Source organism: Dokdonia sp. PRO95 (assembly GCF_000355805.1).
In the GTDB taxonomy this organism is placed as follows: domain Bacteria; phylum Bacteroidota; class Bacteroidia; order Flavobacteriales; family Flavobacteriaceae; genus Dokdonia.
The window spans coordinates 2,519,992-2,540,181 of the sequence record NZ_CM001837.1; the positions used below are offsets into that span (position 1 = coordinate 2,519,992).

A 20,190-nucleotide genomic window follows, 5' to 3' on the forward strand; every position below is an offset into this window, starting at 1 on the left:
TCTTTAGTCTATATTTAAATAAAGGTGCTTGTGCTTTTCAACTTCAACAAGACCTTTGTCAGTACATAACCCTCTTAAGTAAGCAACCATAATACCTTCGGTGAGCCTAGCTTTAGAATAATGTTTAGATGGGAAAATCTTTGTGTTATTGCATAATTTTAAAAGAGTTTGAACGGTGGCCATTGTTACCTCTGGATCCAAGTCTTTTCTGAAAAACCCATCTTTTACACCCCATTTAGATAAATAGAGTAACTCTCTAAAAGCGAATTCTGCATTTTTCTTATAAGAGTCTTTTAAGATGCTAGGGTAATATTTTAATACTTCTTTATAAAAGTGAGCATTACTATAATTTGCTCTTATTAAAATTTGTTGCTGAATCATTCCCATAGCTTCAATAGCAGAGCTAGAGCTATTAATGATATCATCGTTCTTGGTTCTTATACTAGCCAGATATTGTTCTACACAGGCTTGCATTAAATCAGTTTTATCGATAAAATGATTGTAAATGGTACGTTTAGAGGTACTCAATTCCTTGCTGATATCTGCTATGGTAACAGCCTTAACTCCATTTTTTAAGTACAATTGAGTGGTTATCTCTATAATGTGTTCCTTGGTAATCATATTGTTTTCCTAAATTTGGCCAACTGGTACCGAGTAGGTTCTTGTTGGTACCACAAAAAACGGAATTATAAATGAGACTCATAGGCATTTAATCATAAATGTTTTTCAATTGCACTAAAATGAAAGAAATTTGGATTGTTTGTTTGTCGAAGGAGCTTAAAAAATATACCGATGATCAATTATTGAAATATTTGCCTGATTCTATTGTAAATAGGGCTCTTAGGTATTTAGATAGAGGTGATTTTTTAAGCTTTGTCACTGGAAGGTTACTGTTGAGAAAAGCCATTTTAGCAAGTGAATATTCAAAATTTTCGATAGAAGATATTACCTATTCTGAGAATGGAAAACCCAGTATTGATGGCTTTAATTTTTCAATTTCGCATAGTAATGGGTACGTAGTTTTAGTTTTTGGTGCCAATATTCAAATCGGTATTGATATCGAAAAAAGAAAAGATGTCGATTTGAAGTTCTTTAAGTATCTCTTCACAGATTTAGAGTGGAATAACATTATTCAAAATAAAATTCCACTAGACAAATTCTATTGGTACTGGGTTAGGAAGGAAGCTCTGCTTAAAGCAGTAGGCTGCTCGTTAAAAGAGTTAAAGGAACTAGAGGTATACGATAATTACGGTATCTATAAGGGGCAAAAATACTACTTAAATCCCTTTACATTTGATACTGAATTTAATGGTATGATAGCTGTAGATAAGGAAGTTGATTTTACTTGTAAGTATATTACACTGGAAGCGCTTTTGCGATAATCAAAAAAGTATTTCCTAATGTAGATGTACTGATTTTATCAGGCTCGATAGTATAAGATTGATTGTACTGGAGGACTTAAGTTTTTCTCAAGAACTATGATAAGAGGTGTTCTATATTATCTTACTATTGAAATGTTGTGCAGAAAGTGTACACCAAAGATAGGTCACCCATTCAGTCATTTACGTAACTGTATGGGTGAAAATCTTTAAAAAATGGAAGTGAAAACTGCTTATGTTCAATTTCCAGAGCCCAATGTATTTTACTTGATTATATAAAGTGTCTATTTGAAATAACCATCTTTATATAGAAGTATACCTAATTGAAACGAGGTTTTAGCTTTGTAATTTTTTTTCAGCTTCATAATTAATTTCTCAATGTGAGAAGTACTAGCTGGTGATTGGTTGTTTGCAGTTAGCTTCTTAGAGATCTCCAAGTGTGTCATGCCTTTAGACATCAATTTTAAGATGTTCTTATCGGCCTTGCTCAGTACGATGTTCGTATTGCTCATTTTGATAATGTGTTAAGGGTTTGCAATAGCAAATGTATTCAAATCTAATTATAGAGTTGACTTTAAGAAATTATATTCGAGTTATCGATATTTTATTTTAGAAAACACTACGGTCAAGTTAAAGATAGTAGTTGTTAATTAAGCGGTTATATTTTGAAATTCAAATTTACATTTAATTATTTAAAATTCTGTAAATCAGTAATTAAGAGAAGTGAGGGTGAGCTAATTCTTTTGGGTAGAATTTCAATTTTGAGGTAAGTGTACTCATAAGTTAATGAGATTGTAGAATATCATTAAATGATATTAAACGAAGCCATATAAAATAAAAAACTGCGCTAATCCTAAGATTAGCGCAGTTATGGTGCTTTTTGAAAAGCTTTTCGTGACCTCGACAGGATTCAAACCTGTAACCTCTTGAGCCGTAATCAAGTGCGCTATTCAGTTGCGCCACGAGGCCTAATTGAAAGAACAATTACTAGTTCGTTTCGGGGTGCAAATATACAATTGTTTGTTTCATTTAAACAAATAAAATCAACAAAATATTACAATTATTTTGTAATATTTTTCTATTAATCTTTAAGTCAAATAATTACATAAATTGTATGTGATAAATATTTTTTAAGAATTAAAGTGTTTAATCCAAAATGGTAACTTTACGGCATGCAAATTTCAGATTACATAAGAGATATTCAAGATTTTCCTAAAGAAGGAATTACTTTTAAAGATATTACTCCATTGTTGGGTGATGCAAACGCTTTCGCGAAAGCGGAAGAGATTTTATACACACTCGTTCCAGAAACAGATATTGATGTTGTAGTAGGAATAGAGGCTAGGGGTTTCTTTTTTGGTACGTTGCTTGCCAAAAGACTAAACGCTGGATTTGTGCCTGTAAGAAAGCCTAATAAATTACCTTATGATAGGATATCTCAGGAGTACGCGCTTGAATATGGTACAGATATCCTTGAGATGCATAGCGATGCTATCAAGCCAGGAGATAAAGTCCTATTGCATGACGACATATTAGCCACAGGAGGAACAGCTGCAGCTGTAATTGCTCTTGTTGAGCAACTAGGAGGAGAAGTAGTGCAATGTAACTTTCTTATCGAGCTAGACTTCTTAAAGGGCAGAGATAAATTAGTTGGAAAGCACGTAGCCGCCGCAATTACTTACTAAAAGTTATATTGAAAACTAAGGTTTGGTGTAAAGCCCAGTGATTTTACAGTCATTTGCTGTACTTCATTATCACTATCAACTAGATAATAGGTGTTAAGGATATTGTCGCTATTAATCAGATTCCAGATAGATGCGCCTATTTGAGCATGATTATTAAGCATTTTGAAATTGTATATGGTAGAGATGTCAAACCTCAGAAAGCTATCTGATAATGAAGAGTTAGGTCTCTCATAAACAATCTGATTATTCTGTAGAACACTTTGATTTTGTGGGCGTGTAAATGGTGTGCCAGAACGCCAATTAAATCCTAGTGAAAGTTTAAAACGCTCAAGATTATATGAAGTTCCAGCGCTTATAGAATGTCTTATATCATTGTTATTTGGAAATCTTTGACCGTTGTTTAAAGTATTAAAAGTGTAGTTGTTTTTTGAATAAGAATAACTTAGCCAGTTGGTAAAGGATTTAAATCTTTTTCTGGCAAGAAAATCCATGCCTATAACATTATAGGATCCTGTAGCATTTACAAATTGAAATTGATTTTGAAATCCTTGACTTCTCGAGCTAATGCCCGCGACATCTTTTACATAACCTTCTATACTAAATAACCATTTACTTTTAGTGTAATCAAGACTTAGTGAGGCTTGTTTACTTCTTAAAATGGGTAGATTTTCATTATTTGCTGCAACCCATCTTCTTCGTTCAAGTCCTAAAAAATCATTGGGTTGATCTATAATTTGGAATACAGATTGGTTTTTAAACTCACCTAGAGCACTTACCTTAAAGTAATTTAAAAACCGCTGACTAAAACGTAGTCTAGGCTCTATAATAAACTTCTTAAAACGTTCTAGGTAGCTGGCTCTCGTGCCTGCAGTAAATTGGGTGGTTTTGTTATTTGAGAGAAAAGAAAGCTCTGTAAATAGCGCTTGTGTGCGAGTGATGTTTTTTTCATTACTAAAAAATAACGGATTATTAGTTTGTGCGAGATTTCTAGTTCCTATCTCTGTAAATTGATATCCATTTTCCCATCTTAAATTATTACTTAGCCTTAACTGTGTGTTTAATTTGAGACCTATGTCTAGAACTTCGTTTTCTTGGTCAAGTTGTTGGTTATTTTCTATATTAAAATTACGTGCCCTTAGATTATAGTTTGAGGCATACATATTAATATCAGTCTTAAGTTTTGCATTCCACTTTCTTGCATAATTTATTTTTAAAGCACTATTTCCTTGATCAATGCCACTGCGTGCAAAAACTCCTGTCGCAGTAGTGTTTTCATCATATTCTAGCTTATTAAACAGCGTGGTGGCGCTTATACTTAAGTAATCACGATTGCTTATGTTGTATATGTATTTTGCACTTATATCGTAAAAAAAGAAATTAATATTTGTTGTAGAAATGGGAAGGTTATTTCTCATTTCCAAATCTGTATCTTGAAAAATACGATCTGAATAACTGCGATATGTAGGCGTATCAGTTATATCTGTGTGAGATCTTCTAGCAGATAGGAGTACAGTTGCTTTTTTTGTGAGTGGTAGTCTCGCAAATCCCTTTACATGCAATAAGTTGCCACTTATGCTACCGCTTTTCTTGTTAGAAATACTGTCTTCTAAACCTATTTTGAGTACACCTGATACACCGTCACCATAGCGAGCGCTTGTGCCATTTTTTATAATTTCAACTTGTTTAGTTAAATAAGGATTAAAAGCAGATATAAGACCAAAGAAATGTCCAGATTGGTACATTTTAATACCGTCCCAAAGTATTAAATTTTGATCGTTTGTACCGCCACGTATATTTACGTCAGAAACGGTCTCGTTTGTGCTTATAATTCCAGGCAATGCTTGGACTGTTTGTAAGACATCCGGTTCTATAATACCAGGAAGAATGCCAAATTGCTTTGGTGTTATTATTGTGATACCAGAACTAGATTTTGAGATTCCAGAAGTAAGTAAGGAAGCAATGTAAATATTATCTAGCTCATGAATTTCGCTAGGATTATTGAGATCCCTTAAAACAATAAATCGATTATTAAGTTTGTTAAAATCAAAGCCCGTATAGTTTGTGATAAGAAGTAGCGCATCATCAAGACTTTTATCTGTTGAAATGCGTGGTATTTTAATAGAGGAAACGAGTTCATCTACATAAGAAAATCTCACGTCATACCTTGTCTCGATGCTTTTTAAAACAGCAACCAGAGATATTCTTTCACTGTTATTTTCTTGAGATCGTAAATCAGAAAAAAATAAAAAGAATAATAGAAGAAAAAGTATTGAGAAAACTTTCTTAATCACGAGCTAAAGTTACCTTATTTTCCTCTTTGGTATAGGTTAAATTAAAAGGTAGACTTATAGATTTTAGAGCAATATCTAGATTGTCATGGGTAAATGTACCTGTAAATAGTTCTTGAGAAAATACTTCGTTTACATCAACTTGAACTTGATATTGTCTTTCTAGTTCTGCAATCACTTCTTTTAAAGGAGTTTTTTCAAACGAACTTTCATTATACGTCCATGACGGTGTTTTGGGAGTATTTGTGATTTTAGTTCCTGCTATGAGTACGCTTTCGCGAAAGCGGTCTCCAGCTTTTAATATTACTTCCTGTGCCGCGGTTGTAACTTTTACAGAACCTTCATAACACACTACGTCAAAGTATTCGTCTCTATTTTTGATATTAAACTGTGTTCCTAATACCGTTACAGTCCCATTTGTAGTCGTAACGTTAAATGTAGTTCCCTTAGACACTTTGAAATATGCCTCTCCTTCTAGAGATACATTGCGTTGTGCTTCCCAAGTATTTTCATCATAAGAAATAGAAGACATTGCGTTGAGCATCACTGTAGAGTTGTCGGGCAATGTGATGGTTTCTTTTTGGGCAATATGAGTGTAGTGCTCAATACTAGTAGATCTTTGTGATACAGCAAAGTAAACACCTACAAATAGGATAAGTACTGCTGCGATACGAAGAAAAGGTTTTAGCCAAATCACTTTAGATTTCTTAGCCTCTATACGTGCCTGCAACACCTCAAGTTGAGTGTCTATATTGTAAGTAGGGATTTCTAGGTTCTTGACAGTATCAGAAATACGGATATACTGATCATATTCTTCAAGATTTTTAAATGCTTGAAGCTCACTCTCGGTAAGCTCATTATCGAGCCATTTACGTATTAATTGTTCTTTTTCCATAGCGTTACTGTATATGTAACAGGGTTATTGTTGTTTCTCCTACCTGAGCTCTGCAATTTCTACCTTTAATTTTTTTAAAGCTCCGTAAATTCTTTTTTCTACTGCCTTTGTAGATATACCTAAGAGCGCTGCAATTTCCTTGTGTTTTTTTCCTTCTACACGGTTTAGTAAAAAAGCGGTTCGTTGCGCCTCTGTGAGATTTGCAATCGCTTTTTCAAGTTTTTGTTGGTATTCTTGTTCCTCAAGTACAAATTCTGGAGTCTCATTTGTATATCCTTTGGGGATATTCTTTTTAAATTTTAAGACCACCTTCTTGTGTGCATAGGCATTAAGCGTGAGGTTATTTGCTATGGTAAATAGATAGCTTTTTGCTTTCTCTTCAGAAACTTTTGAGCAGTTTTCCCAGAGCTTGATAAATGCCTCTTGTACTTTATCTTCGGGATTATAGTCGTTCCCAAATTTGTAGTAAAGAAAATTATAAAGATTTTTAGAATGCGCTTTAAAGACCCTATTATAGATAGTTTCGTGGCAAACACCTTTGTTGTCTCCTTTCTTCATTGGGTGCAATAATAGAGAAATGTATATAATAACTTAAAAGAGGTAGGAGTTTTTTATTTAAAGTTGTTTTATTATTGCAGTACTTTAATAAAACTATGCAAATCATAGCATCCTCATTCTTAAGACATTTACAGCGACCATTGTTATTGATGCTATTATGCATGACAATAGGGTGTCAAGATGATCTTAATGAACAAAGCTCAATCGAGGGAGGTGTAGAAGACAATGTGAACGCACAGTTAATGCAATTAATGCATAATGTCGCTCTTAATGATGGGTCTCATGATGATATTATTGATAGGGCATCTTGCTTAGAGCTTGTCTTGCCAGTTACTGTCACTATAAATAATGCAGATATTATAGTAAACCACACAGGCGATTTTGAAACCATAGCAGCACTTTTTGAGCAACAAGGAAATGCAGATGATTATACTATTGATTTTCCTGTCACAGTTATAACGTCTACGCATGATCAAGTTGTGGTTGCATCACAGATAGCCCTCAATGAACTCGTAGAAGCTTGCGGACAGACTACACAAAATGACGCAGATATAGAATGTGTTGATTTTGTATACCCTTTTGGCTTTAGCACTTTTGATCCAGAATTTACTATTGCAAATGTAGTCAGTGTACAGAGCGATAGAGAATTGCTATCCTTTGTAAATACTGTACAAGGAAGTAATCTTGTAACAGCTATTAATTTTCCTATTGTTATGAGAGCTCATGATGATACAACGCAGGAGATGTCAAGCCATAGTACGTTATCATCTGCGCTGGTAGAAGCTTCTTCGAGTTGTGAGGAAGATGATACCTATCATTTTGAGGAAGATGTATGTTTGGAGAGTGAGGTAAACGATTTTCTCATGAGTTGTTACTGGCAGATAACTTCTTACAATAATGAAGATACGCTTAGTAATTATGTATTTTCTTTTGGTACAAATAATTACCTTTTATATTTTGACACTAATATTATAGCAGAGGCAACATGGTCTACTTCTGCAATAGCTTCTGGTGTTAGACTTAGCTTTTTAGATCTTCCTGTTTTACATACAAATATTGGTGGTAACTGGACGGTAACACAATGTGATGAAGAGACCCTTTTATTAGAGAAAGGCGATGATATAATGACGCTTGAGCGAAACTGCTTTCAAGAGCCATTAGATTGTTTTGTTAGTGCTGTACTAAATGTATGTGATAATGGTCAAGAAGGTGAGGCTACCTTTGACCTAACAGAAACACTTCTAGACTGCGACACCTCAGAAGTAAATATTGCATATTACTACACCCGAGAGGATGCTAGCAACCAAACAAATGCGATATCAAACCCTACCAATTATACTACAACTACTAGTCCAGAGCAGCTATGGGTGCGAGCAACACTTTTAAGTGATACAAGTGAGTTTAAAATATTTTTTATCAATCTTACTGTAGTAGATTGTTGCAGTAATCCACAAGATTATCTTAATGATCTCGTGATTTATATGCCTTTATCTGAATATCCCGTAGAGCTTATAAGTGGTTATGTAAACAGCGCTGCTATAAATGAATGTGTCGTAGATAGAGATGGCTCCGATCACTGCGCAATTAGTTTTAATCAGGATTCATTTACAATACCTGTTACTAGAGAAAATAGTATTGTACAAGGGGATCAGTATACTATAAGTGTCTGGTTTAAAATGCAAAATACAAACTCCGGAGATGTAGAAATTATATTTCAAAAGGGTACAGATGCAAGTCAAGAAGGATTTGCTCTAGGTGTGACTAACTTTAATACGCCAACTTTCTTTACAAGTGATTTTCAAATTGTAGATGAAGATTGGAGTAATGAAGCAGATGTAGAGTGGATGAATACCGACTGGCATCATCTAGCAATAACCGTAGATGGTGCAAACACTGTGAAACTTTACAGAGACGGTATTCTTCGTAACGAGGTTATTAATGCCGCACTTGACATAGGTAGTACTGCATTAAATGAATATACACTTGGCCAGAATTTCTTAGGTCACGTGGATGATCTTAGAGTGTACAAGAATGCATTAAACGCCACCGAAATTCAGCAACTCTTTGCTCTAGGAGGTGATTGCTATACCTGCTTGTAGATCCCTTAATACCAGACTATATCAATAAAAAAAGGCTAGCCATGTAGCTAACCTTTTTTTTGTTTTATACGCTTTCGCGAAAGCGTGATGCTATAAAGTTGATACCCGCGGCATGCATGCTATTGTAAAGTGAATAGTATACATCTAACATAGAGGTACTTTTTTACAAGCATTGTTTTCAAGTTATATTACTTGAAACGATAGCCTATACTAATTCCCGCTCTACCACTCACTTTATCTTGGTTGGTTTCAAAAACGTTTCTTCCCATTCCAAAATTTGCTTGTAAAATGATTCCTTCTTTTGAAATCCACTTGTAACCTACACCTAAACCTATAAGTAGATTATTATCTGTATCTGGTGTAGTATAAGGCTCAAGGATTTTGGTACTGTGAAACATTGTAAAACCTTCAACAAAAAGTCCGCTAGCATATTTCTTGCTCAAATAGCGTCTATAGAAACCAGTGATTCCACTGTCATATTCATATTGAAATGCTGCGCCGGAGTCATTAAAAGTGGTAAATAATGATGTCCCAAAAGAAGAGTTCTCATTAATTGTTCTTTCAAATTCTACGTCAATTGTACCTAAGGCGGTAGAGAGCCCGTTTAATTTTAATTCTGAAAAATTTGATTTTTCAAACTGTTCTTGTGCAAACATAGTAGTACAAAATAATAGTAATGATAAAGTGATTAATTGTCTCATGATGAATGAATTATAAAGTTAGTTATAAAGTCAAATCTATACGGTTTTCCTTCTTGAGATAGTTAAGAATTTGGTAAATAACATAATGCATAAACTATTTAACTTTTAATTATGGCACTAAGAATTTTGTCGTTGTACAAGAAATCTTTGCTTTAGAAGGTGATTGCCACACCTGCTTGTAGATCCTTCAATACTAGGCTTTATCAATAAAAAAAAAGGCTAGCCGTGTAGCTAACCTTTTTTTGTTTTATACGCTTTCGCGAAAGCGTGATACTATAAATTAAAGCAATCTTGCTCTTCTTTTCTTTCTAAAGTCTCTCACAAAGTACCATGTGGCACAACTTAAAATGATAACGATACTTACAGTGTTACCAAAAATAAGTGTAAGAAGTAAATAGCCTAAGTAAAAGGCGCTAGCATAGAAGGCCACCGCTAGTAACATGACTAAGTATAAAGCAATCGTTTTAATCATTTATAGACGATTCACTATTTAGTTTTAGGCTCAAATACAGGAAGTAATTTTGTCGAAACCTCGCCAAAACCTATGCGTGGATAATCCTTTGTTTTAGAGTAACCACGTATAATTACTGTGTCATTATCTTCAATAAACTTACGATCACCACCTTCTTCAAGTTTGACAGGCTTTTCTCCTCTCCATGATAACTCGAGCATAGATCCGTAAGAATCTGGTGTTTTTCCAGATAGTGTACCGCTTCCCATCATATCTCCAGCATTTACAGGGCATCCATTTACAGTATGGTGCGCTAGTTGCTGGCTCATGTTCCAGTACATATACTTAAAGTTAGATTTACAAACCGTAGTCTCTTTCTTTCCTTCTGGTTGTAATGCTACTTCAAGATTGATATCAAAACTTTTCTTTCCTTCATATTGTAAGTAAGGAAGTAATTCTTTTTTAGGCTTAGGGCTTTCAACGCGGAAAGGCTCAAGTGCATCAAGAGTTACAATCCAAGGAGAGATTGAAGAGGCAAAGTTTTTTGCAAGAAATGGTCCCAGTGGCACATACTCCCATTTTTGAATATCTCGAGCACTCCAGTCATTAAAGAGTACAAGTCCAAAAATATTTTCTTCGGCATCTGCCGTAGTGATAGATTCACCTAGATTATTTGCATCTGTAGTAATAAAAGCCATCTCTAGTTCAAAATCTACTAATCTTGATGGGCCAAAAATAGGCTCTGTAGCTCCGTTAGGTAATTTCTGACCGTTAGGACGGTGTACCGGAATTCCTGATGGTATTACAGAAGAACTTCTCCCGTGATATGCAACAGGTAAATGGAGCCAGTTAGGCATCAAAGCATTTTCCTCACCGCGGAACATGGTTCCTACATTTGTAGCATGCTCTATACTTGAGTAGAAATCTGTATAATCACCTATTTGTACAGGTAATTGCATCTCAACTTCTTCCATTTTGAAAATTACAACTTCACAATCTTTCTTATTATTACGTAAAGATTCGTTTGTTTCCTCAAAAATTTCGGCAATGCGGTTACGTACTAATCTCCATGTTTTACGGCCATCTGCAATAAAATCATTGAGTGTGTCTTGTAAAAAAATATCATCTGTAAGTGGGATACCTTCAAAGTAACCTAACTGGTGTAAAGCACCAAGATCTATTGCGTAATCACCTATACGCGTCCCTATTGTAATAACGTCATCACGCGTTAAGAATACACCAAAAGGAATGTTCTGTATTGGGAAATCTGTATTTTTTGGCGTTTCGAGCCAAGTTTTTCTAGAGGGATCGTTAGCAGATAGTGGCATTGTCTATTATTTGATAAGTTGTTTGTAATTCTCTCTTCAAATATAGGATTTATAGCACTCTTAAAAAGTCTTTGTAGTATTTTTGTATCACTTTAACAAACAATTTTACTATGCAACGTGATACTGCCATTTTTGACCTAATACAAGAAGAAAAAGAACGCCAATTAAACGGACTAGAACTTATTGCTTCAGAAAACTTTGTAAGTGACCAAGTAATGGAAGCTGCAGGTTCTGTGTTAACAAACAAATATGCCGAAGGTTACCCAGGAAAAAGATATTACGGTGGTTGTGAAGTAGTAGACGAGGTAGAGACACTTGCTATAGAACGCGCAAAGGAACTCTTTGGAGCTGCATATGCAAACGTACAGCCACACTCTGGATCGCAAGCAAACACAGCAGTGTTTCATGCATGTTTAAAGCCAGGAGATAAATTTTTAGGTTTTGATCTTGCACACGGTGGTCACCTTACGCATGGATCTCCAGTAAACTTTTCTGGACGTTTGTATAACCCAGTTTTTTATGGAGTAGAGAAGGAAACGGGACTACTTAATTATGATAAAATACAAGAGATAGCAACAAAGGAGCAGCCTAAGATGATTATTGCTGGAGCTTCTGCATACTCTCGTGAGATAGATTATAAACGCTTTCGCGAAATTGCTGACTCAGTAGGAGCAATCCTTCTTGCAGATGTTGCACACCCAGCAGGTCTTATCGCAAAAGGAATCATTGCAGATCCTATTCCACACTGTCACGTAGTAACAACTACCACACACAAAACCCTAAGAGGACCACGCGGTGGAATGATCATGATGGGGAAGGATTTTGAAAATCCTTTTGGAATCAAATTAAAGAGTGGAAAGCTAAGAATGATGTCTTCATTGTTAGATAGTGGTATTTTTCCTGGGAACCAAGGAGGGCCATTAATGCACGTGATAGGAGCAAAGGCAATCGCCTTTGGAGAAGCACTTACAGATGAGTTTTTACACTATATGGTACAGGTTAAGAAAAATGCCACCACGCTGGCAGATGCACTTGTGCTTAAAGGATACGACATTATATCTGGAGGTACAGATAATCATATGATGCTTATAGATCTACGCAACAAAGATGTAACAGGTAAAGCTGCCGAAGAAGCACTAGGGAAAGCAGATATTACGGTAAATAAAAATATGGTACCATTTGATGACAAGTCACCATTTGTAACTTCAGGTATACGTATAGGTACCGCAGCAATTACTACACGTGGTCTTGTAGAAGGTGATATGCACGAGATTGCAAACTTTATAGACAAGGCAATACAGCACCACGATAATGACGAGGTGCTAGAAAACGTTGCAAAAAGTGTGAACGAGATGATGGGGCACAGACCATTGTTTAAAGCATAACACTTGCCATTTCACATAAAATAAAAGCCCGCATATAGCGGGCTTTTGTTTTTTATAATAGTTTCATACAGCATGTATACTCCAGTGACATTATTAAGGTTTCAGTGCGAGTTTGATGATTATAAGTAAAGCGATAAAACCCATAAAGCCTACCAGCACCCATTTACTTCCTTTGTATTGCTTTTTGTGTAGAGATAAATCCTTTCTGTAACTCCATACCATAAGAAGGATAAAAGCCACAATAAAAAAAACAACAAATATAATCTGACCAGTACTAAACATTTAAAGTATTTTAGGAGTTGTAAAAATACGACTGAGTACGCTTTCGCGAAAGCGTAACAAAACAAAATCCTTTATGAAAAATAAAATAGCCGCCGTAACATTATTTCATGACACTTATGGTCTTGATCGAAAAGATAAACCTACCGCAAATCTCCCGCAATCTAAAAATGAACTACGCTTTAACCTCATGAAAGAGGAAAATGAAGAGTATCTAGAAGCTGCAAACGCTGGTGACCTAGTAGAAGTGGCAGATGCGCTAGGGGATATGCTGTATATTTTATGCGGAACGATTATCGAGCATGGTATGCAAGATAAAATTGAAGAAGTTTTTAATGAAATCCAGCGCTCAAATATGAGTAAACTAGGAGCCGATGGAAAACCTATCTATCGCGAAGATGGAAAAGTGCTTAAGGGACCTAATTATTTTAAGCCAGATATTAAAAGTATACTTGATAAGTAATGACATAAAAAAAGCCGCTTCTATCTAGTAGAAGCGGCTTCTTAATAAAATGCGGTATAAGATTACTCTTCTACTGTGATTCCTAGTTTAGTAAGAACAGCCATTGTAATGTCTGATGCAGGGTCTGCATATGCAAAGTTATTGTTGTTACCTATAGTAAGGATATGTGAGTATCCTTGCTCCTTAGCAACTACAGTTACCATTTCTCCTATTTTCTTGTAAAGTGGTTGTACAACTTCAGATTGCTTTAATTGTAAAAGTTGAGCGCCATTCTGACGAAATTTTGAGATATCTTCTTCAAGAGCGATGATTTCTCCTTGTTTTGTTTTCTTGTCTGCATCTGTAAAAGTCGCTTGACCGCTTTGGTATAGTTTTACCTTTGCTTCATAGTCTTCAATCTTTGCTTTCATTTGCGTTTCAAGATCAAGATTGTAAGCTTTTACTTTTTCATTGGCTCCTGTAAGTTCAGGCATTTTTGAGAGAATGAAGTCGGCATCTACAGTTCCTATTTTGCTTTGAGCAAAAGCGGTTGCAGTAAATAGGACTACAAACATTCCAAGTACGATTTTTTTCATTGTATAGTATTTATTAAGATTATCATTTGCGCGTGCAAATATATGTGATAGAAGACAATATCTATGCCAAGTGATACTTTTTAAGTAAATAGCTGCCCTCGGTGAGGTTTGAGCGCATCTCTCACTGGTTTCATCGCTTCTTTATCAACTACCAAAAATGCAATGCTGTGTTCTTCTGTAACTTGTTGAGTGCCTGTAATGGGAGTATTTAATACCTGTGCAGCTGCATACTCTTTTAAGTGAATCTCATGGTGTAAAGCAATTTTATGTGCATCTGGACCTCTAAAATCCCAAATTAGTTTAAGTCGTTCTTCTGTAGGCATAATATGATTTTATTTCTAACAAAAATATAGCATATATTTTCTATCTAGCTCAATAGGTACTAAATATTCTATAAGCTCGTTGCTATGGTACAACAGTTCATAATACTTATTTTTGCACATACTTAGAACGCTATGAAGCACTTGTTTTTATTGATTACTTTTCTTTTTGGATTTGCATCTGCTCAAGCTCAAAAAGATATTCTTCTTACAATAAATGATGAAGTTGTTTATAGTGAGGAGTTTATAAGAGTCTTTGAGAAAAATAGTGACCTTATAAAAGAGGATGCGTTGAGTTCCCCAAAAGATTATTTAGAGCTCTTTATAGATTACAAGCTCAAAGTTCAAGAAGCATATAAGCTAGGTCTTGATAAGAAAAAGTCTTATCGAGATGAAATATCTGCATATCGCGCACAACTGGCAAAAAGCTATCTCAATGACGTCAAGGTTACAGAAGAGCTTGTTAAAGAAGCTTATAATAGAACTGTAAACGAGCTCAATGCGAGACATATACTCGTTAGGCTTAACCCAGATGCCTCACCTAGTGATACACTTGTAGCTTATCAAAAGATCACTCGAGTAAGAGAACGTATAATTAAAGGTGAAAACTTTGAAAAAGTAGCTAGAGAAGTAAGTGAAGATCCATCAGCTAAAAAGAATGGTGGGAATTTAGGCTGGTTTAAAGCGTTTAAAATGGTGTACCCATTTGAGAATGCCGCTTACAACACGGCAATTAATGAGGTGTCTAAGCCTTTTAGAACGAGTTTTGGATATCATATAGTTGAGCCTATCGCGACTCGCAAATCAAAGGGGAAAGTAAAGGTGGCTCATGTAATGGTTGCTTTAAATCAAAATGACAGTACTATTATTCCAGAGCAAAGAATTAATGAGGTGACTAAGCTATTGAAAGAAGGTGCCTCTTTTGAAACACTAGCACTTAATTATAGTGATGATAGAGTTTCATATAGAAAAGGAGGGAAACTAGAAGAATTTGAGCAAGGGCAACTAAGGAGTGCAATTTTTGAAGAAACAGCATTTTCACTTGAAAATATAGGGGATATCTCACAACCTTTTAAAACTGAATTTGGTTGGCATATATTAAAGTTATTATCTAAAACACCAATTCCTAGTTATCAGGATGTCCAATCTACTTTAATTAGTAAAGTAAAAAGAGACGCTAGGGCACAAGTAATATCAGACAAGTTAGATAACAAGTTAAGAAATAGATATAATGTAATTCTTGATGAAGGATTGCAACCCTATTTAGAAAGAATCTTTCCAGAGAAATATTCTGAAACTAAGGTTGTTCTTAATAACAATCCGGCATTAAGCAATGTAGCCTTTACCTTAGGAAGAAATAAAGTTGCTTATACTTACAAAATGGTAGCCGACTATTTACTAGCGTCTTATCCAAGAAAAACATATAGAAATAGAAATCAGTTTGTTAAAGAAAGAATTCAATCTTTTGTAAGCATCGTGCTTAAAAACTATCATCTGGAGCACCTAGAAGAGGAGGATCAAGATTTTAGTGACATATTAAAAGAATACAAGGAAGGTCTATTGTTATTTGATTTATTAGAAACTAATATCTGGAAAAAAGCTCAGCAAGATAGTATAGGTCTACAAGAATTCTTCTTAGGGAATAAGGAAGACTATAGAAGTGTAAAGACTTATGAGGCTACAGTATGTACTACCAAAAATAAAAGCTTAGCAAAAAAATATAGAAACCTTCTTTCTAAAGGCATCACGCCAGAAGAAGCCGTACTATCTTTGAAAAGTAAGCATGATACGCCTGTATTACTATCTAGTAGGGTTCTAACTCAAGAAGATTTACCAGAGGGACAACATCTATCTCAAGGAGTAAGTGAGTTGATAGAAGATGGAGATAACTTTACGGTTTATCACGTTACGGACATTACAGAGGCAAAAGATCAATTACTAAAAGACGTGAAGGGTATCCCACGTACAACGACACCTAGACCACTGGAAGCTAAGTTTGTAAAAAACTTAAGAGATAAAAGTGTAATCACTGTAAATAAAGAAGTTTTGAATACGTTAATAATGAAATATGAGAATTAAAAACAACAGCGTCGTTGTATTTCTTTTGTTTGCAGTAGTTTCACTGTCAATGGTGAGTTGTCGCTATTTTAAAAGTGATGATACTGAGACTATTGTTGCTCGGGTAAATAATCATACATTATCAAAGCGCACTATTGAAGAAGTTATGGCAAAGAATGTAGTGACAGATAGCGCGTCCTTTGTACAAAATTACATCAATACTTGGGCTACAAGTCAGCTACTGCTAGATGGAGCCTTGAGAAATCTGCCAAAAGAAGATCAAGAAGAATTTGAAGCGCTCGTGTCATCCTATAGAAGTGATTTATATACTCGTTTTTATAAAGATGCACTTATAAATAAACAATTAGATAGCGTTGTTTCTGATAGTGAAGCGTTGAAATTTTACGAAGAAAACAAAGAGAACTTTTTACTTAATGAACCGCTGGTTCAGTTTAAATTCATTCAAGTAGACGAAGATTATCAAAACCTAAAAACACTGGAATCTTATTTTACAAGCAAGGATGAGAAGGATAAGTACGCTTTAGATTCACTAAAATTTCAGTACAAGAATTATTTTCTAAATGATTCTATATGGATAAAAAGAGGTGTGGTAATTGATCAAATAAATGCGATAAACAAGGAGAATGCAAACAACTTGTTAAAAAAAACAAATTTCTTACAACTGCGAGACTCATTAGGATTATATTTGGTAGCTGTAAGAAGTACGCTTGAGCGCAATGAAAATGCCCCGTTGGAATATGTAAGACCAACGATCAATCAGATTATTAAGAATAAAAGAAAATTAGCGCTTATACAAAAGCTTGAAAAGGAGATTAAGGATGATGCTATTAAAAACAAACAATTTGAAATTTACAATTAATATGGTAGTGCTGCTTGCAGCGGCACAGCTTAGTATTGCACAAGAAACAACAGTAACTCCAGAAGTTACAACGATTAAAGAAGCAGCAGTAACGGTTCAAAATGATACTGTAAAAGCTCCTTTTAAGAAATTTAAAGTAGATGGTGTAGCTGGGGTAGTAGGTGATTACTTGATTTTAGAAAGTGATATTGATCAAAGTCTTATTGAGATAAAGCAAAGAGGTCAAGCTTCTGCAGATATTACTCCTTGCCAAGTGCTAGGAAGTTTGCTAGAAAATAAACTTCTCACACACCAGGCTGTTCAGGATAGTATCGTAGTACAAGATAGTCGTGTTAACTCTGAGGTAGACCAGATGGTGCAGCGTTTTGCTTCACAACTAGGTTCTGAGCAGAAGGTAGTTGAGTTTTATAGAAAAGAAAATATGGCAGACTTACGTGCCGAGTTATTTTCAATCAGAAAGAATAATATTCTTTCTGATCGCATGAATCAGAAGATAATTGAATCTGTAGATGTTACTCCAGACGAGATCAAAACATTTTTTAATAGAATACCAGCAGATGAGATTCCTACTTTTGGAGTTGAGCTAGAGATTGCACGTATTGTAATTGAGCCTAAAGCTACCGAGGAAGAACGCCAGAAGGTTATAGACCGTCTCAACGGTTTCCGTAGAGATATTCTTGAGAATGGAAGTAGTTTTGCCACTAAAGCTGTTTTATATACTGATGATGCAGCTTCAAGACCGGATGGTGGTTTAATGGTTATAGATCGTAAAACACCTTTAGTAAAAGAATTTAGAGATGTGGCCTTCAGTTTACAAGATGGTGAAATAAGTGAACCTTTTGAAACAGAATTTGGTTTTCACATTGTAACTGTAGAAAAAACAAAAGGAGAGCGCAAGGACATTAGACACATACTGCTTGTTCCAGAAATTAAAGAAGCTCAAGAAGAGGAGGCAAAAGACCTAGTAAAGAAAGTAAGGAAACGTATCATAGATGGCGAACTTACATTTGAAGAAGCTGCCAAAGAATTTTCTGATGAAAAGGAAACAAAATTTGAAGGAGGAACACTTACTAATCCTCAAACACTAGATAAACGCTTTGAATTAGGTAGACTAGATCCAGATATTTACCCTAAAGTAAATGACCTTGCAGATAAAGAAGTATCACTAGTTTATACAGATCAAACTAGAACAGGTAAAAAACAATTTATGATCTATACGGTAGATAATCGTCTTGAAGAGCACAAAGCAGACTACGTAAAGGATTATATTAAAATTAAAGATCTTGCATTGCGTGAAAAGCAGATTGCTGCTATAGAAAAGTGGCAAAAAGAAAAAATAGTAGAAACTTACATTAAGATAAACGGTGAGAATCGTGACTGTGAGTTTGTAAGTAATTGGTTAAAAAAATAATAGTTATTTATGTCTGACGTTGCCGCTATCAAGAATCTTGTCGAAAAGCATAAGATTCTAAAAGCAGAAATTTCAAAGATTATTGTAGGTCAAGATAAAGTAATTGATGAGATTCTTTTATCTATCTTTTCTGGAGGTCACGCATTACTTATAGGTGTTCCTGGGCTTGCAAAAACCTTGATGGTAAATACTATAGCGACAACGCTAGGACTAGATTTTAAGAGGATACAATTTACGCCAGATTTAATGCCAAGTGATATTTTAGGGTCTGAGATTCTAGATGACTCACGTAAATTTAAATTTATAAAAGGACCTATATTTTCAAATATTGTCCTTGCAGATGAGATCAACCGTACACCACCTAAAACTCAAGCAGCACTTCTAGAAGCGATGCAAGAGCGTGTTGTTACGGTAGCAGGACAGCGATACCCATTATCACTTCCTTACTTTGTTCTGGCCACGCAAAACCCTATAGAGCAGGAGGGAACTTACCCTTTACCAGAAGCACAGTTAGACCGTTTTATGTTTTCTATAAACCTAGATTACCCTTCTTTTCAAGAAGAGGTAGATGTAGTTAAAGCCACGACATCTGCTGCAAAACCTACGGTAAATGCATTGTTAAACGCACAAGAGATTATAGATATTCAACAGCTAGTGAGACGTATTCCAGTTGCAGATAATGTAATCGAATATGCTGTGAATCTCGTGAGTAAAACGCGTCCCAAAACAGATAAAGCAGCTCAGATTGTAAAAGATTACATTGATTGGGGAGCTGGACCAAGAGCATCACAAAACCTAATCTTAGGAGCAAAAACGCATGCAGCGGTGCATGGAAAGTTTTCTCCAGATATTGAAGACGTTCAGGTAGTAGCTACGGGGATTCTTCGCCACAGAATGATTAAAAACTACAAGGCAGAGGCAGAAGGTTTAAGTATTGAAGATATTATTAAGAGCTTATTTTAATACGCTTTCGCGAAAAAATGCTGACGTAATCTTGACAGTAAGATTTTAAAAAAAAAAGCAGTCTTTTAATTAAAAAATTTGCAACTAGTTAAGTTGTGAAAATTTCTAAGCCATTAAATCCATATTGTGATTTGATGGCTTTTTTATGTCACATAAGCTATTGATTATTTAGTTCAGTGCATAGTTGTCGATTTTAAAGTATTTAAATAGTTCTTAGGAGGTATCGTTCTATATAATCGCTCTTCTATTCAATAAAATCACATTTTCGCGAAAGCGGAATATTACAATGAGGAAATTTTATAAGAGTTAAATTATTAATTTGATAATTTGAGCCGCCTCTTTTTTTGAATTTCATAATTAGTGCGTTGTATTTGAGATGGTTTGTCAATACGCGCTATTAGCTCAGTATGGAGCTTTCTGCTATTGTTATTCTTTAAGGTATTTTGTATTTTCGTGAACCGCAAAATTGAGC

Annotated in this window: 18 protein-coding genes and 1 tRNA gene; 9 read left to right on the forward strand and 10 right to left on the reverse strand. The window is 35.0% G+C overall.

Annotation, left to right across the window (positions count from 1 at the left end):
• Positions 1-3 precede the first annotated feature (3 nt).
• On the reverse strand, positions 4-621 hold the full coding sequence (locus D017_RS11360; protein WP_035336615.1) for a TetR/AcrR family transcriptional regulator: 618 nt from the start codon (positions 619-621) through the stop codon (positions 4-6).
• 119 nt (positions 622-740) lie between these two features.
• Between D017_RS11360 and D017_RS11365 the strand changes: the two genes are divergently transcribed.
• On the forward strand, positions 741-1,382 hold the full coding sequence (locus D017_RS11365; RefSeq protein WP_035336617.1) for a 4'-phosphopantetheinyl transferase superfamily protein: 642 nt from the start codon (positions 741-743) through the stop codon (positions 1,380-1,382).
• Positions 1,383-2,274: 892 nt separating this feature from the next.
• Here D017_RS11365 and D017_RS11375 read toward each other — a convergent pair.
• Positions 2,275-2,348, reverse strand: a tRNA-Arg gene (locus D017_RS11375).
• Positions 2,349-2,551: 203 nt separating this feature from the next.
• Here D017_RS11375 and D017_RS11380 point away from each other — a divergent pair.
• The gene (locus D017_RS11380) at positions 2,552-3,064 is read left to right on the forward strand and encodes an adenine phosphoribosyltransferase (RefSeq protein ID WP_035336620.1); all 513 of its coding nucleotides are present in this window, start codon (positions 2,552-2,554) and stop codon (positions 3,062-3,064) included.
• On the opposite strand, the gene D017_RS11385 is transcribed toward D017_RS11380, so the two are convergent.
• Genes D017_RS11385 through D017_RS11395 form a run of 3 tightly spaced genes read right to left on the reverse strand, consistent with a single transcriptional unit; the run spans position 3,061 to position 6,805 of the window.
• Entirely contained in the window at positions 3,061-5,355 is a 2,295-nt protein-coding gene (locus D017_RS11385) for a TonB-dependent receptor (protein ID WP_051583887.1), read from the reverse strand. The two genes, D017_RS11380 and D017_RS11385, sit on opposite strands and share 4 nt — an antisense overlap.
• Entirely contained in the window at positions 5,348-6,247 is a 900-nt protein-coding gene (locus tag D017_RS11390) for a FecR domain-containing protein (protein WP_035336621.1), read from the reverse strand. The genes D017_RS11385 and D017_RS11390 overlap by 8 nt, the downstream gene beginning before the upstream one ends.
• Positions 6,248-6,286: 39 nt before the next feature.
• Positions 6,287-6,805, reverse strand: a complete 519-nt coding sequence (locus D017_RS11395; RefSeq protein ID WP_035336622.1) for a sigma-70 family RNA polymerase sigma factor — start codon at positions 6,803-6,805, stop codon at positions 6,287-6,289.
• 95 nt (positions 6,806-6,900) lie between these two features.
• Here D017_RS11395 and D017_RS11400 point away from each other — a divergent pair, with 95 nt between their 5' ends.
• A complete protein-coding gene (locus tag D017_RS11400) occupies positions 6,901-8,904 on the forward strand; it encodes a LamG domain-containing protein (RefSeq protein ID WP_081804682.1) in 2,004 nt (667 codons plus the stop codon).
• Positions 8,905-9,092: 188 nt separating this feature from the next.
• Here the strand turns inward: D017_RS11400 and D017_RS11405 are convergent, their stop codons facing one another.
• The 3 genes from D017_RS11405 to fahA form a co-directional block, all read right to left on the reverse strand.
• Positions 9,093-9,605 (reverse strand): DUF3575 domain-containing protein, encoded by a 513-nt coding sequence (locus tag D017_RS11405; protein ID WP_152023893.1) that lies wholly within the window; start codon positions 9,603-9,605, stop codon positions 9,093-9,095.
• Positions 9,606-9,885: 280 nt separating this feature from the next.
• Positions 9,886-10,077 (reverse strand): hypothetical protein, encoded by a 192-nt coding sequence (locus D017_RS15280; RefSeq protein WP_152023894.1) that lies wholly within the window; start codon positions 10,075-10,077, stop codon positions 9,886-9,888.
• 14 nt (positions 10,078-10,091) lie between these two features.
• Positions 10,092-11,384: a fumarylacetoacetase gene (gene fahA / locus D017_RS11410; protein WP_035336626.1), complete on the reverse strand. Its 1,293-nt coding sequence runs from the start codon at positions 11,382-11,384 to the stop codon at positions 10,092-10,094.
• Between the two features lie 110 nt (positions 11,385-11,494).
• On the opposite strand from fahA, the gene glyA reads away from it, so the two are divergent.
• The gene (gene glyA / locus D017_RS11415) at positions 11,495-12,769 is read left to right on the forward strand and encodes a serine hydroxymethyltransferase (RefSeq protein ID WP_035336628.1); all 1,275 of its coding nucleotides are present in this window, start codon (positions 11,495-11,497) and stop codon (positions 12,767-12,769) included.
• Positions 12,770-13,124: 355 nt separating this feature from the next.
• The gene (locus D017_RS11425; protein ID WP_035336632.1) at positions 13,125-13,511 is read left to right on the forward strand and encodes a nucleoside triphosphate pyrophosphohydrolase family protein; all 387 of its coding nucleotides are present in this window, start codon (positions 13,125-13,127) and stop codon (positions 13,509-13,511) included.
• Positions 13,512-13,573: 62 nt separating this feature from the next.
• Here D017_RS11425 and D017_RS11430 read toward each other — a convergent pair whose 3' ends face one another.
• Together D017_RS11430 and D017_RS11435 are read right to left on the reverse strand one after the other, a co-directional pair.
• Positions 13,574-14,086, reverse strand: a complete 513-nt coding sequence (locus D017_RS11430; protein ID WP_035336633.1) for an OmpH family outer membrane protein — start codon at positions 14,084-14,086, stop codon at positions 13,574-13,576.
• An 80-nt stretch (positions 14,087-14,166) separates the two neighbouring features.
• A complete protein-coding gene (locus tag D017_RS11435; RefSeq protein WP_035336634.1) occupies positions 14,167-14,409 on the reverse strand; it encodes a hypothetical protein in 243 nt (80 codons plus the stop codon).
• Positions 14,410-14,541: 132 nt separating this feature from the next.
• Here D017_RS11435 and D017_RS11440 point away from each other — a divergent pair, with 132 nt between their 5' ends.
• The 4 genes from D017_RS11440 to D017_RS11455 are packed head-to-tail and all read left to right on the forward strand — an operon-like array spanning position 14,542 to position 19,718.
• The gene (locus tag D017_RS11440) at positions 14,542-16,485 is read left to right on the forward strand and encodes a peptidylprolyl isomerase (protein WP_081804683.1); all 1,944 of its coding nucleotides are present in this window, start codon (positions 14,542-14,544) and stop codon (positions 16,483-16,485) included.
• On the forward strand, positions 16,475-17,344 hold the full coding sequence (locus tag D017_RS11445) for a hypothetical protein (protein WP_035336636.1): 870 nt from the start codon (positions 16,475-16,477) through the stop codon (positions 17,342-17,344). The genes D017_RS11440 and D017_RS11445 overlap by 11 nt, the downstream gene beginning before the upstream one ends.
• A complete protein-coding gene (locus D017_RS11450) occupies positions 17,328-18,755 on the forward strand; it encodes a peptidylprolyl isomerase (protein WP_343215421.1) in 1,428 nt (475 codons plus the stop codon). Before D017_RS11445 ends, D017_RS11450 begins: the two co-directional genes overlap by 17 nt.
• Before the next feature lie 9 nt (positions 18,756-18,764).
• Entirely contained in the window at positions 18,765-19,718 is a 954-nt protein-coding gene (locus D017_RS11455) for a MoxR family ATPase (RefSeq protein WP_035336637.1), read from the forward strand.
• Positions 19,719-20,190 lie beyond the last annotated feature (472 nt).